We start from the raw sequence: 19,895 nt of genomic DNA on the forward strand, positions 1-19,895 counted from the left end.
GCAAAACGATCAGCATGCTGGCTACGCACACCATTTATAAAAATGCACACCAAGGTTTTTTTAAAAACTAAAGATACTTCAAAAACACCCTTTAACCGGAGCTCCGGGCACTTTTTCGCATCGACCAATTAAATAAATGTTAAATAATTTTACGAAAAGTAAAATACATCAATAATTATAGTTATATTGCACACTTATTAATAACAATATAATGCAACAAGGAACAGTAAAATTTTTTAATGAAGCCAAAGGTTTCGGATTTATCACACCTAATAATGGTGGCAGCGAAATCTTCGTTCATTCAACAGGTCTGATTGACAATGTTCGTGAGAACAGCGCCGTTAGTTATGACGTTGAAGAAGGCCGTAAAGGTCCGAATGCAGTAAATGTAAAAATAGCTTAATCACTATATCATCATTTTAAAAGCATCCTCCCACCCGGGGGATGCTTTTTTGTTACACTTAATCAAAAACATGGGTAGATCCACCGAAACATTTAACAAGAAAGAGCGCGAAAAGAAAAAGCTCAAAAAACAACAGGACAAAAAAGAAAAGGCCGAAGATCGTAAAGCCAACGCTGTTAAAGGACAGGGCTTTGAAGATATGCTGGCTTATGTTGACGCAAACGGCAACATTACCTCCGTGCCCCAGGACCCCGGTAATCGGAAAAAGGTATTGGCGCAGGACATCCTCATTGGTACGCCAAAACAGGAGGAAGTTGAAGTAGAAATTGTAAGAAAAGGCACAGTAACATTCTTTAATGAATCTAAAGGGTTCGGTTTCATCAAAGATCTGCAAACCCAGGAAAGCATTTTTGTTCATGTCAACGCGGCTTCTTTTGCCATCAAAGAAAATGACAAAGTTACCTTTGAAATAGAACAGGGGCAAAAAGGGCCTACCGCTGTCAAAGTCGCTAAAGCGAACTAAGCCGTAATTAACCACTGCAACAACAAATGAGGTATATACTCATACAATAAATAGCAATGACCGACAAACAAACAGCACACTACAAAGCCAGCGAATATATTTATGACCTGGGAAATACCGCTCTGGAAAATGGTTTTAAACCCAATGAACATTGGGAGGTACAAATGGCTACCGCCGCTGAGAAAAAGCTTTTGAGAAACAGTACTATCCTACAGTAGCGACAAGCGTACTGCCCGAACTGTTAAAAGCGACTTTTGCCCTGGTAAAAACGCAATTGAACCAGGTGATGAAGGCACAAACAGTGATACCGTCAGATCGTTTCGCCCCCGAGCCGGTGTACGAATACCTGGTTGCCTTTAATTTAAACCGCGTAAGGCGTTAACACTGATAGTTTCCCAAACTGGCGCGGGTATGCAGGGCTGGGTTGAGACGCGGCATACTCGTGAGTTTCAAAGTAAAAAAGTGATTTTCACCCATATTTTCGCACCTTAAATTGCAAACATCTACCTCAGCCTGATTATCTTACGGGATTATTTGAATTGACTGAATGACCCGTACACTTTTACTCTTTCTACTGGCCCTGTTACCCCTGGGCGGCTTTGCGCAGCAGTTTACGCTGATAGTTGTTAAAGAAAATGCCCAGCCCGCCGATGGCGCCACCATTAAACTGATCCAGGCTAATAAGCAGGTCAGTATGATCGTAACTAACGCCCGCGGCCAGGCCAGGTTTCAGAACATTACGCAGGGAGCATTCAGCTTCTCGGTAACTTATATGGGTTATCAGCCCCGAACCACCCGCAGCTATACCATTGCGGAGAATATCAAGCAGGATACCATCCGCATACAAGCCCTGAGTACTGTACTAAAAGAGGTGAACATCACCGCCAAAACGCCGCCGGTAGAAGTGAAGCAGGGAAAGGTGATCGTAAACGTTGATGCCTCGGTAACCAATGTGGGCGCCACGGTACTGGAGGTATTGGAGAAATCGCCGGGGGTAATGGTCGACCGTAATGGCGGCATTTCTTTACAAGGCAAGCCCGGGGTGCTGGTGATGATAGACGGCAAACCAACCTACCTCTCCGGCGCCGACCTCAACAACCTGCTCAGCAGCATGAGCTCCACCCAGGTAGCGCAGATTGAACTGATTGCCAATCCTACGGCCAGGTATGATGCCAGCGGCAATGCGGGGATCATCAACATTAAAACCAAAAAGAACCGGCAAAAGGGTTTCAACGGGTCCGTTACGGTCACGGCGGCGCAGGGTGTTTACTTCAAAACCAATAACACGCTCACGCTCAATTACCGCGCCGGGCGGGTCAGCACTTTCTTTAATTACAATATCAGCCGGCAGAAGTATCTTACCAACCTGTACGCGCTGCGTAAATACACCGGCGCCGACGGAGCGACCACCGCAACGCTGGACCAGCCATCACACTTCACCGGCACACTGCTGAACAATACGGCCAAAGCGGGGTTGGACTATGAAGTTTCGCCTAAAACAACGGTTGGCATTGTGCTTGGCGGAACCATGATCCACCGCGAGGGTAACAATACGGCTTCGGCGCGCTGGCTCAACTCCAGTGGCGCGGCAGATTCGGTCATCGCTACCGATAACGCCAACAACAGCCGGTTTAAAAACGGCCAGGTGAGCCTGAGCCTCCGCCATGCCATCAGCAAAACCCAGGACATCAGCGCTGATGCCGACTGGCTGCACTACAACATTACCAGCGATCAGAATTTTAACAACCGCCTACAAACCACCGGCGGTTATAACGAGTCTACACGCGCCAACATCCCCACCGGCATCAACATACTCTCGGGCAAAGCCGACTATACGCTTAAAACCGACAGCGATGGCCAATTTCAGGCGGGCTGGAAATCGGCACACAGCAGTACCGATAATTCTGCCGGTTATCAAAACCTCAATGCGGGCCAATGGACTGACGACCTGACCCGCAGTAACCATTTCCTTTATAGTGAGAATATCCACGCCATATACACGCAATGGGAACGCAAGCATAAGGACATTTCCTACCAGTTAGGTTTGCGTTATGAGCATACCGATTATCACGCCCATCAACTGGGTAATGTGCTGCAAAAAGATTCGGCCTTTTCGCGCAACTACGGCAGCTTTTTTCCCAGCGGCTATTTCAGTTACCAGGCTGATACTGCCAATAGCTTTACTTTAACAGTAAGCCGCCGCATTGATCGCCCGGTTTACCAAACGCTTAATCCCTTCTATTTTATCATTAACAAGTACACCTATCAAACCGGCAACCCCTACATTTTGCCGCAATACAGCTGGAACCTGGAGCTGAGCCATCAATACAAAAACCTGCTCACCACCACCCTATCTTACAATAATATCAACAACTACTTTTCGCAGATCTTTTTGAGCGACCCTACCCTTGCGGGCATCTTGCTGTATACACAGGGCAACGTGGGGCGCACGTATATCATCGGCGTATCCGAAGCTGTCACGGCCTCCCCCACCAACTGGTGGACGCTAACCGCACAGGCACTGTACAATTACAAAAAGCTGAGCGGCTTTAACGGCAATCATTACACCTCAGATATTAACCAGCTTAACCTCAACGCCAGCAACCAGTTTACCATGGGCAAACGTTTTACAGGCGAGCTATCGGGCTTTTACACCACCCGCGCCCGCAACGATGTGCAGGAACGGCTATACCCTACCGGGCAACTATCGGCAGGGCTGGGCATGTCGGTACTTAAAAAGAAGGCCACCCTGAAGTTGAGCATGCGCGATATATTCTATACCAACGCCATGGAAGGCTTAACGCAGTTCCCTAACGCCACCGAGTATTTTAAGATTAAGCGTGATAGCCGCGTGGTGGTGCTTGCGTTCACCTATCGTTTCGGCAAAACCTTCAAAACGGCCAAGCGCGACAATGGTGCCACCGATGAAATGCAGCGTGTATGGAACGGGTAAAAACCCCACCCAAACCCTCCCCGGAAGGGAGGGCTTAAAAAAATTTAGATCAAAAAAGTCTCCCCTTCCGGGGGAGATTTAGGGAGGGCTTATTGCTTTAATCTTGCGCTCGTTTGCAACAAGCGCTGATATTGCTTTTATGTAGAGACGCATCACATGCGTCTCCTATAGGCCAGGCTGCTTTGCAGTTCATGAACATCAGGAATCTGTATGCGGAAGACGCATGTAATGCGTCTCTACATTAAACAGTTGATTTTGAAAAGGCTTTAAAGAAATGTAACCTGCTGGCCTGATTCGGCCCATGCATCAATCCCTCCTACTAAAGGCCGGATGCGCTTCAGGCCAACTTTACGCAATTTCTCTGCATATCTTGCAGCGGTTATTTCATTTGGGCACGAACAGTAAATAACAATCTCCTTATGCCCGGCATATCGGTCGGCAATATCATTAAAACTGTTTTCGTCTATGGGGACTGAGCCCGGTATAAATCCATTTCTTGTGCGCTGATCCATCGGACGCGCATCAAGTATTACAGGGTTCGATTCTCCGTCAATCAGCTCTATCAAATCGTTCACGGTTAACCTATCCGTTTCAAACTGCCTGATAAGGCGATACCGCCGAAGCCATTTGAACAAAAGGTATAAACCGAACAGAACGACGACAAATAAACCGCCCATCGTGCCATAATGACTTAATGCGGAGATCAAACCATCAACCTGGTGCCGAAAAACTGCACCCAACGTCACTGCCGCGCCGAGATAGATAAGTGCTGCGATGGATGAAAAAAACACAAATAATGTCACCCGCATTGCATAAACCCCGGCAACAACAGGTGCCAGTGTTGACAACCCCGGAATAAATTTAACAATAGTCAAAGCAGGGGCGCCGTAGCGTTCAAAAATATCGCCGGTGCTGCGAACACAGGTATCCGGTGACATAGAAATTTTACATAATTTCCCGAGGATTCCCGTTCCATATCTCTTCCCGGCAAAATATAATATGAGGTCGCCTGCTAAGGTACCCAGTGATCCGGTTAAAATGAGTATGATGATATTAGCTTCGGTTGCAGGTGTTACAGCGGTAGTTACAATCAATACTGCAAATGCAGGCAACGGTAATCCAACACTCTGTAAAAGAGTGATCAAAAATACCAGCCAGAGCCCATAGGTTTGTACTAAATCAACTAATGTGTTCATACTTCAGTTGCAGCTAAGATAAGACACTTATTTTTATTGACCGGCCCGATTTTGCCGATTAACAATTATTTGACATCAGGTTGAGAGTAGTTTATTATTTTATGGATTTTGGGTTAAGCTGACGATAATTTGCCTGGTGCTTTCAAATTATTTTCGCCAGTATTAACACAATTCAATCACTTGATCTTCAATACACTTACACGTTAAAACAAACTACCGTAAGTAGTAAGCAGACAGTCTTAACATAAAATTGATTTGGATTAATCAATTTTATTCCGTTAGCTTTACTGCAACTTTAGGGGTGTCCTGACGGACTGAGATAATACCCTTTGAACCTGATCCGGGTAATGCTGGCGAAGGGAAAAGTGACGACGACACTATTGGTGTTGTTTTTTCTTTCCTAATACGGGGACATTCCTACAGTTGAAATTTTAATGCAACGTAATGGAAGTAACCGTTAATCAACAAAATTTTATTGTGCCTGATAACTGCAATGTGCGGGCTTTGCTCGCTGATGTCTTGCAGCACCCCGACCGGGGGCTGGCCATTGCCATCAACGAAGCTATTGTTCCCAAAACCCAATGGGAAAACCACAAGCTCAATCGGGGCGATAAAATCATCATTATTAAAGCCACCCAGGGAGGATAAACACCCAATAGCCTTTTATGAAAACAGAAAAAACACCTACAGCACAAGCCATCACGCAAACACCGTTTCCGGCGTCGCGTAAGATTTACGTTAAAGGACAATTGCACGACATTGACGTGGCCATGCGCGAAATAAGCCTGAACGACACCAAACTACATGGCCGTTTTGGCGAAACCGAGCCCAACGCCCCGGTAACTGTTTACGATACCAGCGGCCCTTATACCGATCCAAACATAGCCATCGATGTTAAAAAAGGTTTACCCCGCCTGCGCGAAAAATGGATCACTTCGCGTGGTGATGTCGAGCTGCTGGATAGTATATCATCAGCATATGGCCGCGAACGTTTAAACAGTAAAGAGCTTGATCATTTACGTTTTGGCTACCAAAGTAAACCTTTCCGCGCCAAAGCAGGCATGAATGTATCGCAACTGCATTACGCCAAAAAGGGCATTATCACGCCTGAAATGGAATATATTGCCATACGCGAAAACCAACGCATCGATCTGCTGAAACAACAGTTGAACGGGCAATACGATGTAATGAGCCAACAGCATCAGGGCCATAGCTTTGGTGCCAACACACCTAAAGGTTACATTACGCCCGAATTTGTACGACAAGAGGTAGCCGCCGGTCGGGCTGTTATCCCATCAAATATCAATCACCCCGAAAGTGAACCGATGATCATTGGCCGTAATTTTTTGGTTAAGATCAATGCCAACATCGGCAACTCGGCAGTTACCTCGAGTATTGAAGAAGAAGTAGAAAAAGCCGTTTGGGCATGCCGCTGGGGCGCCGATACCATTATGGACCTGTCGACCGGTAAAAACATTCACGAAACCCGCGAATGGATCATCCGCAACACACCTGTACCTATAGGTACTGTGCCTATTTACCAGACGCTGGAAAAAGTGAACGGCAAAGCCGAAGACCTTACCTGGGAACTGTTTCGGGATACGCTGATAGAACAGGCAGAGCAGGGTGTTGATTATTTCACTATCCATGCGGGCGTGTTATTGCGCTATGTGCCTTTAACGGCCAAACGTATTACCGGCATTGTATCGCGCGGTGGTTCAATCATGGCCAAATGGTGCCTGGCCCATCATAAAGAGAATTTCCTTTACACGCACTTTGAAGAGATCTGCGAGATCATGAAAGCGTATGATGTCGCCTTTTCGCTGGGCGATGGCTTGCGCCCCGGCTGTATTGCCGATGCCAACGACGCCGCGCAGTTTGGCGAGCTGGAAACCCTGGGCGAACTGACTAAAATAGCCTGGAAGCACGATGTGCAAACCATTATTGAAGGCCCCGGCCACGTACCCATGCACCTCATCAAAGAGAACATGGAGAAGCAATTAAAGCATTGTTCTGAAGCGCCTTTTTACACTTTAGGGCCATTAACTACCGATATCGCTCCGGGTTATGATCACATTACTTCGGCCATTGGCGCTGCCATGATCGGTTGGTTCGGCACGGCTATGCTGTGCTATGTAACCCCTAAAGAACACCTGGGTTTACCCAATAAAAAAGATGTTAAAGATGGCGTGATCACGTACAAAATTGCTGCCCACGCTGCCGATTTAGCCAAAGGTCATCCCGGTGCGCAGTATCGCGACAATGCGCTGAGCAAAGCGCGGTTCGAATTCAGGTGGGAAGATCAGTTTAACCTGTCGTTAGATCCGGATACGGCTAAAGAATTTCATGATGAAACCCTGCCTGCCGAAGGAGCCAAGATCGCGCACTTTTGCTCGATGTGCGGGCCAAACTTCTGCTCGATGAAAATAACCCAGGATGTGCGCGACTTTGCCAAAGAGAATGGTGTTGAAGAAGCCGACGCGCTAACCAGGGGCATGGAACAAAAATCGAAGGAGTTTGCCGAAAAAGGCAGCGAAATATACTTGTAATGGAATTGATCGTGATATCGGCCCCGGATACTGTGACGGATGAAGCACAAATAATCAACCGCTTGTTCGGGGCCGGTTTACAGCGTTTCCACCTGCGCAAACCAGATTGGGATCTCGATCAATGTACCAATCTGATTACTCAGATTGACCAGGCCTATCATCATGCTATAGTTTGTCATCAGCATCATAGGCTGGCCAAAGTTTTTGAGATGCACTATTTACATTATCCCGAAAAGAATCGTATCAAAAGCGACCAGCTGAAGTTAAACATTCAGCTTAAAGAGGGCTACCGGTTGAGTACTTCGATACATGATGTCAGCGCCACATCTTCACTAAATCATTTTGAATACGCGTTTTTAAGCCCGGTGTTTAATAGCATATCCAAGCCAGGTTATCAAAGCATGCTGCCTGCCGGTTTTTGTTTAGACAGTAATAAGCCCGGACCAAAAGTAATAGCGCTTGGCGGCGTGGATGCATCCAATCTAAACCTGCTAAAAAAATGAATTTTGACGGGGCAGCAGTTTTGGGTGCTATCTGGCAAGATCCCAAGCAGGCTGTTTCCAATTTTATAAGCATTAAAAAACAAACCGAACAATTAAATCCATGATTGATAAACTGCATTATATCTCTCAACAGCCGCAAAACGGCACACATGCCGGCGCTATCAAAGCCGCTTTGGATGCCGGTTGTAAATGGGTACAGCTAAGGGTTAAAGATCAACCGGAAGATATCATTCTGCAATATGCCATCGAGGCCGTTAAACTTTGTGACGGGTACGGCGCCAGATTAATAGTGAACGACCATCCTGAAATTGCAAAAAAGGCGGGTGCCCATGGGCTGCACCTGGGTTTACAGGATATGCCCATACAACAGGCCCGTCAGATTGTTGGCCCTGATATGATCATAGGTGGTACGGCCAATACATTTGCGCATGTAAAACAGCGCGTTGCCGAGGGTGCCGACTATATCGGCCTTGGCCCCTACCGTTTTACAACTACCAAACAAAAGCTGAGCCCTATTTTGGGGATGGACGGTTATCGGGATATTATGGATCAGATGCGTCTTGTAAATATGAGTATCCCGGTAATTGCTATCGGCGGCATTTTGCCGGCCGATATACCGCTGATCATACAAAGCGGCATATATGGTGTTGCGCTGTCCGGCGCCATCACCCACGCCACTAACGCCAGGCAAGTGGTTTCGGAATTATACCATCATTTAAATCAACCTTCGTTTAACGAAGCTTAAAATCAACACTATGTTAACCATCGCTGATAAAACATTTCAGTCGCGCTTATTTACAGGCACCGGCAAATTTAACTCGCCTGCCATGATGGAGGAGGCTTTGCTGGCCTCAGGCTCTGAACTGGTAACCGTAGCCCTGAAGCGTGTTGATGTAAAAAACAACGACAATGACGATCTGTTGCTGCGTTTAAAATATCCGCATATTAACCTGCTGCCTAATACCTCGGGTGTGCGGAATGCTAAGGAGGCTGTGTTTGCCGCCCAGCTTGCCCGCGAGGCGCTGGAAACCAACTGGATAAAATTGGAGATCCATCCCGATCCTAAATACCTGATGCCCGACCCTATAGAAACCCTAAAAGCTACCGAAGAACTGGCGAAACTGGGTTTTATAGTATTGCCCTATATCCATGCCGACCCCGTATTATGTAAAAGGCTTGAAGAAGCCGGTACTGCGGCCGTGATGCCTTTAGGATCGCCGATAGGTAGTAATAAGGGGCTTAAAACCATCGATTTTTTAGAGATCATCATCAGCCAAAGTAGCGTACCCGTTATTGTTGATGCGGGTATAGGTGCTCCGTCTGATGCAGCCAAAGCGCTTGAAATAGGTGCCGAAGCCGTACTGGTAAATACAGCCATAGCGGTAGCAAGCAATCCTGTACAAATGGCCGAAGCATTTAAACTGGCCGTTGAAGCCGGCCGGATGGCTTTTGAAGCAAAACTGGCACAACCGGTATCACATGCTATGGCAAGTAGTCCACTAACTTCTTTTTTAGATGAGTAGTTTTAACGACATTTTTGAAACCTATAACTGGGATGATACCAAGGCCAGTATCTACGCTAAAACCAGCGCGGATGTTGAACGCGCCCTGGCCGCCGATAAACGAACTTTGGAGGATTTTAAGGCCCTGGTATCGCCGGCTGCAGCCCCTACCTGGAGCAAATGGCGCAGATCAGTCAGCGCCTGACCCTGAAACGTTTTGGTAAGGTGCTACAGATGTATGTACCGCTTTATCTATCCAACGAATGCAGTAATATCTGTACTTATTGCGGCTTTAGTTACGATAACAAGGTAAAACGCAAAACGCTTTCGCCAATGGAAATTATGCAGGAAGTGGCCGTTATTAAAGAGATGGGCTACGAGCATGTTTTACTGGTAACCGGCGAGGACAACGTGAATGTGCATGTTGATTATTTTAAAAAAGCGCTCGAATTGATCAGGCCTCATTTTGCCCATATCTCGATGGAGGTGCAACCGATGGACCTGGAAGACTATCAGCAGCTAACGCCTTATGGCCTTAACACCGTGCTGGTATACCAGGAAACTTATCATAAAGAGGATTACAAAAAGCACCACCCCAAAGGCAAAAAATCAAACTTTAAATACCGGGTGGAAACGCCCGACAGGTTGGGCCAGGCCGGGATCCATAAAATGGGACTGGGCGTTTTAATTGGTTTGGAAGACTGGCGCACTGATTGTTTTTTCACCGCGATGCACCTTAATTACCTCGAAAAAAATACTGGCAAACTAAATACAGCCTTTCGTTCCCGAGGTTGAGACCTTTTAGCGGCGGCCTCGAGCCAAAGGTGGAAATGAATGACCGCGAACTGGTACAACTGATCTGCGCTTATCGTTTGTTTAACGAAGAGGTTGAACTTTCGATATCTACACGCGAATCGGCTAACTTTCGTAATAATATCATCAAGTTGGGTATTACCTCTATAAGCGCCGGTTCAAAAACCAATCCGGGCGGGTACGCGGTAGAGCCTGAGTCGCTGGAGCAGTTCGAAATTTCCGACGAGCGCAGTCCTGCGGAAATTGCAGAGATCATTGCTCAACAGGGTTACGAGGCGGTTTGGAAAGATTGGGATAACTGTTTAACCTAAGGATATGCTGGAACGTGAAGAACTGAAAAGATACAACCGGCAAATGATATTGCCCGAGCTGGGCCTGCACGGACAAGAAAAACTAAAAGCAGCCCGGGTGTTGATGATAGGTGCCGGCGGCTTAGGTTGCCCGGTTTTGCAATACCTGGTTGCAGCCGGTGTGGGCACCATTGGTATTGTGGATGATGACATGGTTGATATCAGCAACCTGCACCGGCAAATATTATATGCTCCCGCTGATATTGACCAGCCAAAGGCTTTGATAGCCAAACAAAAACTAAACCAGCTTAACCCCTTTGTGGAGGTGATAGCTTATACCGAAAGGATTATTGCTGCCAATGCGCAACAACTGATAAGCAATTTTGATGTGGTGATAGATGGCTCTGATAACTTCACCACCCGCTACCTGGTGAATGATACTTGTACGGCGCTCAACAAACCGTTGGTATTTGGATCGATATTTAAATTTGAGGGACAGGTATCGGTGTTTAATCATCAGGGCGGCCCCGGCTATCGTGACCTATTTCCAGAAGCGCCACCAGAAAATGAAGTACCCAACTGTGCCGAAATTGGTGTTATTGGTGTGTTACCCGGTATAATAGGTACTTATATGGCCAACGAAGCCATTAAGTTGATTTGCGGTATTGGGGAGCTATTATCTGGCAAACTATTAACCCTGAATGCGCTTGACAACAGCGTCAGTGTTTTCAAAATTTCTGCCGCAACACCTTCACTCCCGGTTAGCACATCTCAGCCGGTTGAGAGTGATAGGGTTGCCAATGAAATCGACTCCGACACCTTCAAAAAATGGCACACGGAAACACCCGACGAAATTTACCTGGTTGATGTGCGTGAAACCTATGAATTTGACGATGAAAATATAGGAGGAATAAATATCCCGCTTTATGATTTGCAAGAACACGCTAATATTTTTCCAAGCGGTAAAAAGCTGGTATTTATTTGCCAAACCGGCCAACGCAGTAAAATAGCTGCTCAGCAAACCAGGTCTTTGTCGGGGATAGCGGCCTTCAGTTTAAAAGGGGGCATTAACGCTTTTAATTTTTAAAACGTGATTATGCAGTATTATCAGTATTGTTCGGTATTAACCATCGCCGGCTCCGATAGCGGCGGCGGTGCGGGCATTCAGGCAGACCTGAAGACCTTTGCCGCCCTGGGTTGTTACGGCACCTCAGCTATTACTGCCATTACCGCGCAAAATACCCTTGGCATATCAGACATTCACGTTGTGCCGCCGGCAATGGTACAAAATCAGATCAGCGCAGTAATGAGCGATATCCGGCCTTTGGCAGTGAAGATCGGGATGCTGCCAAATGCGGAAACTGTGCAGGCGGTAGCCGATGTTTTAAAAAACACGAACCGCTACCCATCATCCTCGACCCAGTTATCAGCTCAAGCAGCGGAAAACAACTGGCAGATAACGAAGCATTGCTTGCAATGAAGGAGCTACTTTTTCCAATGGTAACCCTGCTCACGCCAAACCTGAATGAAACAACTCAACTAACGGGCAAACATGCCGGCAATGTTGATGATATGATAAACGCGGCAGAAGCATTGTTAGATTTAGGTAGCCAGGCCGTTCTTGTAAAAGGCGGCCACTTAGATGGGCTTGAACTCTACAACCTATATGCTGATCGGCAAGGTGTAAGAAAAACTTTCGCTTACCCTTTTATAAACTCCTTAAACACACACGGAACAGGTTGCACACTGGCTTCAGCTATCGCAGCTTATATAGCACGAGGGCAATCCATAACCGAAGCCATTGCTTCGGCCGGGGTTTACGTTAACATAGCCATCAAAGAAGGGCAGAATGTAAAAACCGGCGAGGGATCCGGGCCTCTGAATCATTTTTTTAAGCCGCGTAAGTTGGCGAAGCTCGATTTCTGAAGGCGTATATATCAGATTGTTAAAGAATCGGCAATGGTCCGTAATTAAAAACTGCACTTTGCCTCCACGGTATTTCTAATTTTCATCAGCACGGGCTATTTACATCCCATTAGCTCAACCGATTTAAGAACCACATAAAAAGCATTGCTCCGTTTATGTGGTTGTTTCTGTTTCAGGATATACCTTTTCAATTCAGAAAGCTTTTATGGAGCATTAAAAATGAATTAGGTTTAATCTCCAAAAAACAGGTAGTAATAAAGTGTAATGGTACATTCCTTATTTCAATTGTTTTGCCTGAAAAAATGTATACTACATGGCCGAATGCAAATCTTTTAAAATTTTATCTTTGCCGATGAAAATCAAATACTACAAAAGATGAGTGAACTTGCCCCCTGCCCAATATGTAAATCTCCCTATGCTTATGAAATGGATAACCTGCTCATATGTCCGGAATGCGGCCACGAATGGAACCCGCAAGATAATCCTGTAAGTTCAGATCTGTTTGTGGTGAAGGATAGCAATGGAAATATTCTCCAGAACGGAGATACTGTTGTTACCATAAAGAACCTGCCGGTACGTGGTTCCTCTCAAAGTATAAAAGCCGGGACCAAGGTTAAAAACATCCGTTTGGTTGACAGCGATCATAACATCGATTGTAAAATTGATGGGTTTGGCGCTATGGCATTAAAATCAGAGTTTGTTAAGAAAGCATAATTTTTTAAACATTTAGCTCAAAGCGGGTAAACGTACTTATTTAATGGAAGGAGATCGGCTTTTACGGTATTCTTTGGGACCGTATCCCATAGTTCTGTTAAACAATCTTGAAAAATAAAGAGGGTCATCAATGCCAATGCGAAAAGCTATTTCACGTATCCTCAATTCCGTGAACTGCAAGTACTGACAGGCTTTTTGTATTTTAAGATGATTAAAATAATCAATAGGAGAAAATCCTGTGGTTTTCTTAAATAATGCAGAATAATGACTCACCGATAGGTTTACCGAGGCCGCGAGCTCAGCTAAACTTAGGGTCTTATCCAGATTCTTCTGCATGAATAAAATAGATCTGTCCTGCGGCTGGGAGTGTGTGTTTAAATTCGTTTTATAATATTTGTCCCTAAACAAAAAGGAACTTAAATACTGCAGCAGCAGTAAATTGACGTAAGTAAGATTTTCTGTACTGTAACCCTGTTCTAAAAATACGTAAAGCTTGTCAAAAAGGGCGATCCGATCACCGTCAAATTCGATGCTGTACCGGAAACTCTGGTCCCTTACATAAATTTGCTCTGTTATAGCATCCGCTTGCGGGCCTTTGAAGTGGCACCAGTAAATTGTCCAGGGGCTGGTTTCATTTGTTTCATAAAAATGCTTAACACCATGAGGAATAACAAAAAAGTCGCCGGGCTTGATCTCATAAGTATGAGTGCCTATCTTAACCATCCCTTTTCCGTCAACGCAATAAATCAGGATATTTTGCCCCGCACCTGTATATCGCTCCCTGCGATGGAATTTTGCCTTGGGATAGTATCCAATATCCGTTATAAATGCTCCTTGTATAGCCGCATTTCCCTCACAAAACCGCTGTAATATAGTTTTGGGTATCACGATCGCTCGCTGACCTTCAAAACCATCTTTTTTGTAACTTGCTGAATATGTATTCATTTGATTTATTTAAATCCTATCGCGGGTTACGCATGTTTGCGAATGCAGACATGCTGTGTTAAAAGGCGAATAGATACTGTTTTGCCACAGCCGTTATCAATGCCGGATACTGACATTAAAAGTAAAATTTCTGAACGGCTGAATTTCATAAATCCATTAAATTATTATCTTTTAAAATACTGCCCTACCCCATTTTTTAGGATATGGACAGGATTTGATATTCATTGATTTCAATCTGTAATTGTTAGTCGGTCAACATTGATATTCACAAAAATATTTAATAACAGGGCATTCTATATAGATGAAAAAATTAAAAACATGGACTATATAACTATCGCCGGACCGCTAAAACACTTTACGTTCATTGCGAAAATAAGGTCAGGCTTTTATAAGAAACAAGCTTGATGAGTACCTCTGGTTCGGCTATTTATGGCAAACTTTTGTGCTTTTTATCAAACAGGACCAACCGAAATCATTTAACATTTGTTTCATTCCCTTCAATTTTCTCCTTCCTATAATTTAATGCGCCACTACGCATTCATTTTAATCAGCAATGTCACATTCGAAAGGCTCTGACATACCCTATAATTAAATAGTAAAATTATCCATATAGAACAACCAACCTCATGAATGCCCGCCTTCCGTTTTTTTAACTAAAAGAATAAAATAACACCATATGGCTCCAAATGGCAGAAAAAAGACATAGGTTTTTATTATCCAATAAGCAGCAAAACGGCTAAATACAATAACAATCAGAATATTATCCATGTATTACATCATATCGTCTATACTCAACGATCCGATTGCCATTAGATTTGTCATCCTTAATAACCCAAAATAACCCAATTATGAGAACAAAATTTACACTAACATTAGTGTTATTGTTACCACTTTGCAGCCTGGTTTTCGCCCAAACCAAAGCCGTAAAAGGACGTGTAACAGATAACACGCATCAAACGCTTATTGGCGTAAGCATTTTGCTTAAGGGCACAAAAACCGGTTCTGTAACCGACGCAGCGGGTCAGTTCCAGATCAGAGCAAGCAAAGGTGACATACTGGTATTCTCTTACCTTGGTTTCCAAGCCAAAGAGGTTCCGGTGGATGACCGAGAAACTTATGAGGTAACACTTAACCCTGCCGACAATCAGCTTAATGAGGCTGTGGTAATTGGATACCAAACCATTACCCGCAAAAGCGTAACTACAGCGGTGTCTTCTGTCGGGACTAAAGACATTGCCCCAACCACCACCAGTAATGTTGCAGATGCTATTCAAGGTAAAGTCCCCGGCCTGCAGGTATTTCAGGGGGCGGCAATCCTGGCGCGCAACCGAAGCTGCTGATCAGGGGCTTCTCCACAATCACAGGGTCCAGCGATCCGCTCATTGTTGTTGACGGCGTGATCACCTCATTCGGCGGCCTTAATGACATCAACCCGTCAGATATTGATAAGATCGACGTGCTGAAAGATGCGGCAGCTACTGCTATTTATGGTTCCCGTGGCGGAGCCGGTGTTTTGTTGGTTACCACAAAAAGAGGGAAAGAGAAAACGCAGATCAATTTTAATGGAACTTCGGGCATGAATTATTGGGTAAACCCGAAACTTGCACAGACAGACGAGTTTGTAAGCCATTACCGCCAGATCTATGCCAATAACAACCAGACCCTTCCGGCCAATGGAGCGGTGACAGGTGTTAATACTGATTGGTGGAATGAGGCAACCAAAAAAGCTTACACACATAACTATAATGTCAGCGCATCCGGATCAAAAAACGGGCTCACCTTTTATGGAAGCGCCGGGTATTTTGATCAAACCAGCAACTTTGCCGCACAGCGTGGTACTGCTGACTATCAAAAAATCACCACCAGGTTTAACATCGATTACGAAATTTCAAAAGTATTCAAATTTGGTGTCAGCCTTGCACCGCGGATGGAGCGATATGGTGACGGTGGTGGTACCAGCCTGTTCAACATCATGTCTATTGCACCCAACGTAGCAGCAACCAGGTCTGCTGCCGAGACGCAAACGGCTGTTAACGCCTATGCAGCAACCAATCCCAGCTGGAGCTTCACTGCCTATAACCCGGTTTACAGCCAGTTTACGCGTTCCAATTTTAATAATATCAATAATCCCCTGGCTGCCATGGCCCGTGATTTTAACCAATCACGATTATTCGGCACACAGGGTTCCTCCTATCTTGAAATCAAACCAATTAAAGGCCTGACGTTGAGAAGCAGTATTTCTGGCTTTTATAACTCAATAAACCAGACTAATTACCAACCTAAATACTATATCGATCCGCAAGATCGCAGTGATATATCAGGCGCATCCCAAAACTCGGTGATCAACTACCGCTGGCAATTGGATAATACGATCAATTACATTGGTAGTATCAACAAGCATCATTACAATGTTTTGATAGGTCAGTCTGCCGATAACTATACATATAATAACACTTACGTGTACCGCCAGGATATTCCTTATGATGCGGAGCCTTATCACTACATTTCTGCCGGCGCAACGCTTGCCGACGGATCCGGCTCTCATCAACCCGGCGCGGGGCCCTTCGGTAAAATGAGCTCTTACTTTGCCCGCGTATCTTATGATTTTAATGAAACCTATTTCATTGCCGGCTCTTTCCGGGCAGATGGTTCATCAATGTTATCACCCGCCAATCGCTGGGGTTATTTTCCAACCGTTTCGGGTGCTTATGTGATTTCAAACGAGTCATTTATGAAGAACATCAAAGGGCTGAACTACCTCAAATTGCGCGGATCATTTGGCCGTGTGGGAGGCAATTTACCAGGCTCGCCAGGCGCATACGAAAGTACTCTGGGCTTATCAGATTATATCAATGGCGCAAACAGCCGGGTTTATGGCTATGTTCCCTCTAATGTACCAGACCCAAATATCAAATGGGAAACAACACAGGACGTGACCATCGGCTTTGATGCGGACTTCTTCAATAATAAATTATCCATAACCGCTGATAAATACTGGCGCTCGCCTAAAGATATGTTGCTTTATCTCCCGGTACAACCCTCGCTGGGCTATCCGCAGGGATATATCCCAACAGTTTATACTAACGTAGGTACCATGCGTACCAGCGGTTGGGAAGCAGCCATTAATTATAAAGACAAAATAGGTGGTGTTTCTTTCGGTGTTGGTCTTACAGTACAGCATTTCATTTCCAAAGCGGTTGACTTAAAGGGACAGATCCTGTATGACGAAATATCCAACGACGTATTTCAGTCTACCCGAAGGACCAAAACGGCTGCCGGTGATATTTTAGGCGGCTATTACGGTTATAAGGTACTCGGTGTTTTCCAAACAGCCCAGGACGTACAGAACTATAAAAGCCCTAACGGCACTGTATTGCAGCCTAATGCGAGGCCCGGCGATTTTATGTACGCGAACGTTAACGGCGATAATACCATTGACTTAAATGACCGGACATCGATCGGAAATCCATATCCTAAATTATCATCGGGCTTAAACCTTCAGGCTTCTTACCATGGCTTTGATTTCCGTATGGAATTTTATGGGTCCTTTGGCAATAAGGTAGCTGATGATTACCTGGTAAGGATGAACCCCATCTACGGGTATAACTTCATCAGCGGTAAAGAAAATAAATTTTGGACAGGTCCGGGCAGCACGAACAGTTATCCTGTGCTGAGTTTGAGTGATCCAAACGGCAATTTCTCTAAAAACTCCAGTTTCTTTATCAAAGATGGCACCTATGTACGCAATAAGTTATTGCAACTGGGTTACACCGTGCCTGAAAAAGCGTTGGGCGGCCGGGCAAAAGTGCGGATTTACGTATCTGCTCAAAACCTCTTCACCATTACCAAATATGACGGACTAAACCCTGAAGTACCATTTGCGGGTGTACTGAGGTATGGCATTGACAACGGACAGAACCCGATCCCCAAATTCTTCAATATCGGATTTAACGCGAATTTTTAAGACTTAGCAGTAAACAACAATGAAACACTTGAAATATATATTGCTCGTACTGGTTATTGCCGGCATGAGCGCTTGCAAAAAGACTTTCCTGGATCAGGAACCTTATGGTAACGCTATACAGGCCAATACTTTTTATAATACAGTTGATGAAGCCAGTGGCGCAACGATTGCATGCTACAAATACATTGACTTTGACGACTGGTGGCAGACGCAATGGTGGAAGCAAGTAGGCGGCGAGGCCGCCTCCGATAATGAGTGGATCGGTATCAACGGTGGGCAGGGCACGGCAGTACAGGCCGCGCATTACACATTAAATGCCGAAAATGATCGTATTGAGGCACACTGGATCGAGATCTACAAAAGCATTTATATTTTCAATGCTACGATTGAAGGCATTCAGAAATCGCAGATTGACGACGCTACCAAACAGAAGCTTATCGCCGAGATTAAGTTTCTGCGGGCTTTCCAATATTTTGAGCTGGTAAGAAACTGGGGCGGGATTCCGCTGATCACTAAGACACTGGGCCCTCAGGAAAATACCTACAGCAGGACCAGCGCCGCCGATGTGTACAATTTCATTAAACAAGATCTTAATAGTGCTATTAGCATTTTACCGAATAAATCACAGTATAGCGCCACAGATAAGTTCCGCGTATCAAAGGGAGCAGCGCAAGCACTGCTGGCCAAGATTGACCTGTATACCGAAGATTGGGCAGGAGCTCAAAATCTGACCGGCCAGATCATCAGCTCTGGTGAATACAACCTGGAAACGTTTTTTGGTAATATATGGCAAACAACTAATCATAACGGACCTGAGTCTATTTTTGAAATACAATATCAGTATTCTACCCAATATCCAAACCTGGGCAACATTTTTCCTACAACCTCCATGCCTGGGACCGAAGGCGGATGGGGATATTTTACGCCAACCAGCGATCTTGAAAATGCCTTTAAATCTCAGGCAGACAGTGTAAGGTTAAACTGGACGATCATGCGCCAGGGCTTCCCGGTTGCCGGCGATCCGGCCAATACCTCATTCAATGCCAATCCGGCACAATGTAAATCTGCCAGGTACAACCGAAAAGTTTATGTACCTCGCGGTGAAAGAACACCGAACGGCCGCTTTTCAAAAGATCATATTTACCTGAGGCTGGCAGACGTTTACCTGATGAATGCTGAAGCTGCCGCTATGCAGCAGCAGTCGGCCCAGGCTTTACAGTCAATGCGTGCGGTTAGGAACCGCGTTGGCCTCACTACCGATATGACACTTACCGGCTGGAACCTCATCAACGCTGTGCGATTGGAGCGCAGGCTCGAAATGGCCCTGGAAGGAGATCGTTTGTATGACATCAGGCGATGGAAAGATCAAAGCGGACAACCAGTGATCAACAGCATTTTAGGACCGAACGGAAGTTTTGTTAAATACAATACACAACAAAGCAAAGACCCATATGAAACTAAGAACCTGAACGAGCCTCAAAATAAGGGTGCTAATTTTATTGCAGGAACACATAATCTATGGCCTATCCCATCAAAGGAAATTATTGCCTCGAACGGAAAGATCACACAAAACCCGGGATATTAGCAGATAGCCGCCGGCATGCCGGCGTCTTT

At 45.4% G+C, this 19,895-nt stretch carries 16 protein-coding genes, 2 pseudogenes and 1 riboswitch; of the genes and pseudogenes, 16 read left to right on the forward strand and 2 right to left on the reverse strand.

The annotated features are described in order from the left end of the window. Window positions 1-211: 211 nt before the first annotated feature. From ACRQ5D_RS24790 to ACRQ5D_RS24805, 4 genes are all read left to right on the forward strand, one after another. Window positions 212-403 (forward strand): cold-shock protein, encoded by a 192-nt coding sequence (locus ACRQ5D_RS24790; protein ID WP_090527544.1) that lies wholly within the window; start codon window positions 212-214, stop codon window positions 401-403. Window positions 404-473: 70 nt separating this feature from the next. Beyond that, window positions 474-926: a cold-shock protein gene (locus tag ACRQ5D_RS24795; RefSeq protein WP_091164023.1), complete on the forward strand. Its 453-nt coding sequence runs from the start codon at window positions 474-476 to the stop codon at window positions 924-926. A gap of 56 nt (window positions 927-982) precedes the next feature. Further along, window positions 983-1,144, forward strand: coding sequence for a hypothetical protein (locus tag ACRQ5D_RS24800; protein ID WP_432326946.1), 162 nt, complete (start codon window positions 983-985; stop codon window positions 1,142-1,144). A 329-nt stretch (window positions 1,145-1,473) separates the two neighbouring features. Beyond that, window positions 1,474-3,879 carry an outer membrane beta-barrel protein gene (locus tag ACRQ5D_RS24805; RefSeq protein WP_091164018.1) on the forward strand — a complete coding sequence of 802 codons (2,406 nt, stop codon included), beginning with the start codon at window positions 1,474-1,476 and terminating at the stop codon, window positions 3,877-3,879. 266 nt (window positions 3,880-4,145) lie between these two features. On the opposite strand, the gene ACRQ5D_RS24810 is transcribed toward ACRQ5D_RS24805, so the two are convergent. Continuing rightward, window positions 4,146-5,075, reverse strand: coding sequence for a DedA family protein/thiosulfate sulfurtransferase GlpE (locus tag ACRQ5D_RS24810; protein WP_091164015.1), 930 nt, complete (start codon window positions 5,073-5,075; stop codon window positions 4,146-4,148). Window positions 5,076-5,362: 287 nt separating this feature from the next. Continuing rightward, window positions 5,363-5,454: riboswitch (TPP riboswitch) on the forward strand. A gap of 65 nt (window positions 5,455-5,519) precedes the next feature. On the opposite strand from ACRQ5D_RS24810, the gene thiS reads away from it, so the two are divergent. The 9 genes and pseudogenes from thiS to ACRQ5D_RS24855 all read left to right on the forward strand — a co-directional run bounded on the left by thiS (window position 5,520) and on the right by ACRQ5D_RS24855 (window position 13,372). After that, window positions 5,520-5,723, forward strand: a complete 204-nt coding sequence (gene thiS, locus ACRQ5D_RS24815; RefSeq protein ID WP_090527528.1) for a sulfur carrier protein ThiS — start codon at window positions 5,520-5,522, stop codon at window positions 5,721-5,723. Between the two features lie 17 nt (window positions 5,724-5,740). Then, window positions 5,741-7,624: a phosphomethylpyrimidine synthase ThiC gene (thiC, locus tag ACRQ5D_RS24820; RefSeq protein WP_091164013.1), complete on the forward strand. Its 1,884-nt coding sequence runs from the start codon at window positions 5,741-5,743 to the stop codon at window positions 7,622-7,624. Further along, on the forward strand, window positions 7,624-8,127 hold the full coding sequence (locus tag ACRQ5D_RS24825; protein WP_431200672.1) for a thiamine phosphate synthase: 504 nt from the start codon (window positions 7,624-7,626) through the stop codon (window positions 8,125-8,127). Before thiC ends, ACRQ5D_RS24825 begins: the two co-directional genes overlap by 1 nt. A gap of 100 nt (window positions 8,128-8,227) precedes the next feature. Then, entirely contained in the window at window positions 8,228-8,872 is a 645-nt protein-coding gene (locus ACRQ5D_RS24830) for a thiamine phosphate synthase (protein ID WP_091164009.1), read from the forward strand. 10 nt (window positions 8,873-8,882) lie between these two features. After that, the gene (locus ACRQ5D_RS24835; RefSeq protein WP_091164007.1) at window positions 8,883-9,650 is read left to right on the forward strand and encodes a thiazole synthase; all 768 of its coding nucleotides are present in this window, start codon (window positions 8,883-8,885) and stop codon (window positions 9,648-9,650) included. After that, window positions 9,643-10,753 (forward strand): annotated as a pseudogene (gene thiH / locus ACRQ5D_RS24840) (2-iminoacetate synthase ThiH). Before ACRQ5D_RS24835 ends, thiH begins: the two are co-directional and overlap by 8 nt. Before the next feature lie 4 nt (window positions 10,754-10,757). Next, window positions 10,758-11,819, forward strand: a complete 1,062-nt coding sequence (gene moeB / locus ACRQ5D_RS24845; protein WP_091164003.1) for a HesA/MoeB/ThiF family protein — start codon at window positions 10,758-10,760, stop codon at window positions 11,817-11,819. A gap of 9 nt (window positions 11,820-11,828) precedes the next feature. Further along, window positions 11,829-12,658: pseudogene (gene thiD, locus ACRQ5D_RS24850) on the forward strand (bifunctional hydroxymethylpyrimidine kinase/phosphomethylpyrimidine kinase). Between the two features lie 375 nt (window positions 12,659-13,033). Continuing rightward, window positions 13,034-13,372: a zinc ribbon domain-containing protein YjdM gene (locus ACRQ5D_RS24855; RefSeq protein WP_090527498.1), complete on the forward strand. Its 339-nt coding sequence runs from the start codon at window positions 13,034-13,036 to the stop codon at window positions 13,370-13,372. 36 nt (window positions 13,373-13,408) lie between these two features. Here the strand turns inward: ACRQ5D_RS24855 and ACRQ5D_RS24860 are convergent, their stop codons facing one another. Then, window positions 13,409-14,317 (reverse strand): AraC family transcriptional regulator, encoded by a 909-nt coding sequence (locus ACRQ5D_RS24860; RefSeq protein ID WP_090527495.1) that lies wholly within the window; start codon window positions 14,315-14,317, stop codon window positions 13,409-13,411. An 848-nt stretch (window positions 14,318-15,165) separates the two neighbouring features. On the opposite strand from ACRQ5D_RS24860, the gene ACRQ5D_RS24865 reads away from it, so the two are divergent. From ACRQ5D_RS24865 to ACRQ5D_RS24875, 3 genes are read left to right on the forward strand one after another with little or no spacing between them, the layout of a single operon-like run. Beyond that, window positions 15,166-15,657: a carboxypeptidase-like regulatory domain-containing protein gene (locus tag ACRQ5D_RS24865; protein WP_431200674.1), complete on the forward strand. Its 492-nt coding sequence runs from the start codon at window positions 15,166-15,168 to the stop codon at window positions 15,655-15,657. Beyond that, entirely contained in the window at window positions 15,657-18,281 is a 2,625-nt protein-coding gene (locus ACRQ5D_RS24870; RefSeq protein WP_432329858.1) for a SusC/RagA family TonB-linked outer membrane protein, read from the forward strand. The genes ACRQ5D_RS24865 and ACRQ5D_RS24870 overlap by 1 nt, the downstream gene beginning before the upstream one ends. Before the next feature lie 19 nt (window positions 18,282-18,300). Continuing rightward, window positions 18,301-19,866: a RagB/SusD family nutrient uptake outer membrane protein gene (locus ACRQ5D_RS24875; RefSeq protein ID WP_091163996.1), complete on the forward strand. Its 1,566-nt coding sequence runs from the start codon at window positions 18,301-18,303 to the stop codon at window positions 19,864-19,866. Window positions 19,867-19,895 lie beyond the last annotated feature (29 nt).

The organism is Mucilaginibacter sp. P25, from assembly GCF_050859465.1.
Taxonomy (GTDB): Bacteria; Bacteroidota; Bacteroidia; order Sphingobacteriales; family Sphingobacteriaceae; genus Mucilaginibacter; species Mucilaginibacter gossypii.

Excerpts from the sequence above, each read along its gene's own strand:
- ACRQ5D_RS24800 (WP_432326946.1), top strand. The coding sequence starts at position 983 with ATGACCGACAAACAAACAGCACACTACAAAGCCAGCGAATATATTTAT.
- ACRQ5D_RS24835 (WP_091164007.1), top strand. The coding sequence starts at position 8,883 with ATGTTAACCATCGCTGATAAAACATTTCAGTCGCGCTTATTTACAGGC.
- ACRQ5D_RS24825 (WP_431200672.1), top strand. The coding sequence starts at position 7,624 with ATGGAATTGATCGTGATATCGGCCCCGGATACTGTGACGGATGAAGCA.
- thiC (WP_091164013.1), top strand. The coding sequence starts at position 5,741 with ATGAAAACAGAAAAAACACCTACAGCACAAGCCATCACGCAAACACCG.
- ACRQ5D_RS24805 (WP_091164018.1), top strand. The coding sequence starts at position 1,474 with ATGACCCGTACACTTTTACTCTTTCTACTGGCCCTGTTACCCCTGGGC.
- ACRQ5D_RS24795 (WP_091164023.1), top strand. The coding sequence starts at position 474 with ATGGGTAGATCCACCGAAACATTTAACAAGAAAGAGCGCGAAAAGAAA.
- ACRQ5D_RS24875 (WP_091163996.1), top strand. The coding sequence starts at position 18,301 with ATGAAACACTTGAAATATATATTGCTCGTACTGGTTATTGCCGGCATG.
- ACRQ5D_RS24830 (WP_091164009.1), top strand. The coding sequence starts at position 8,228 with ATGATTGATAAACTGCATTATATCTCTCAACAGCCGCAAAACGGCACA.
- ACRQ5D_RS24855 (WP_090527498.1), top strand. The coding sequence starts at position 13,034 with ATGAGTGAACTTGCCCCCTGCCCAATATGTAAATCTCCCTATGCTTAT.
- ACRQ5D_RS24865 (WP_431200674.1), top strand. The coding sequence starts at position 15,166 with ATGAGAACAAAATTTACACTAACATTAGTGTTATTGTTACCACTTTGC.
- ACRQ5D_RS24810 (WP_091164015.1), bottom strand. The coding sequence starts at position 5,075 with ATGAACACATTAGTTGATTTAGTACAAACCTATGGGCTCTGGCTGGTA.
- ACRQ5D_RS24860 (WP_090527495.1), bottom strand. The coding sequence starts at position 14,317 with ATGAATACATATTCAGCAAGTTACAAAAAAGATGGTTTTGAAGGTCAG.
- ACRQ5D_RS24790 (WP_090527544.1), top strand. The coding sequence starts at position 212 with ATGCAACAAGGAACAGTAAAATTTTTTAATGAAGCCAAAGGTTTCGGA.
- moeB (WP_091164003.1), top strand. The coding sequence starts at position 10,758 with ATGCTGGAACGTGAAGAACTGAAAAGATACAACCGGCAAATGATATTG.
- thiS (WP_090527528.1), top strand. The coding sequence starts at position 5,520 with ATGGAAGTAACCGTTAATCAACAAAATTTTATTGTGCCTGATAACTGC.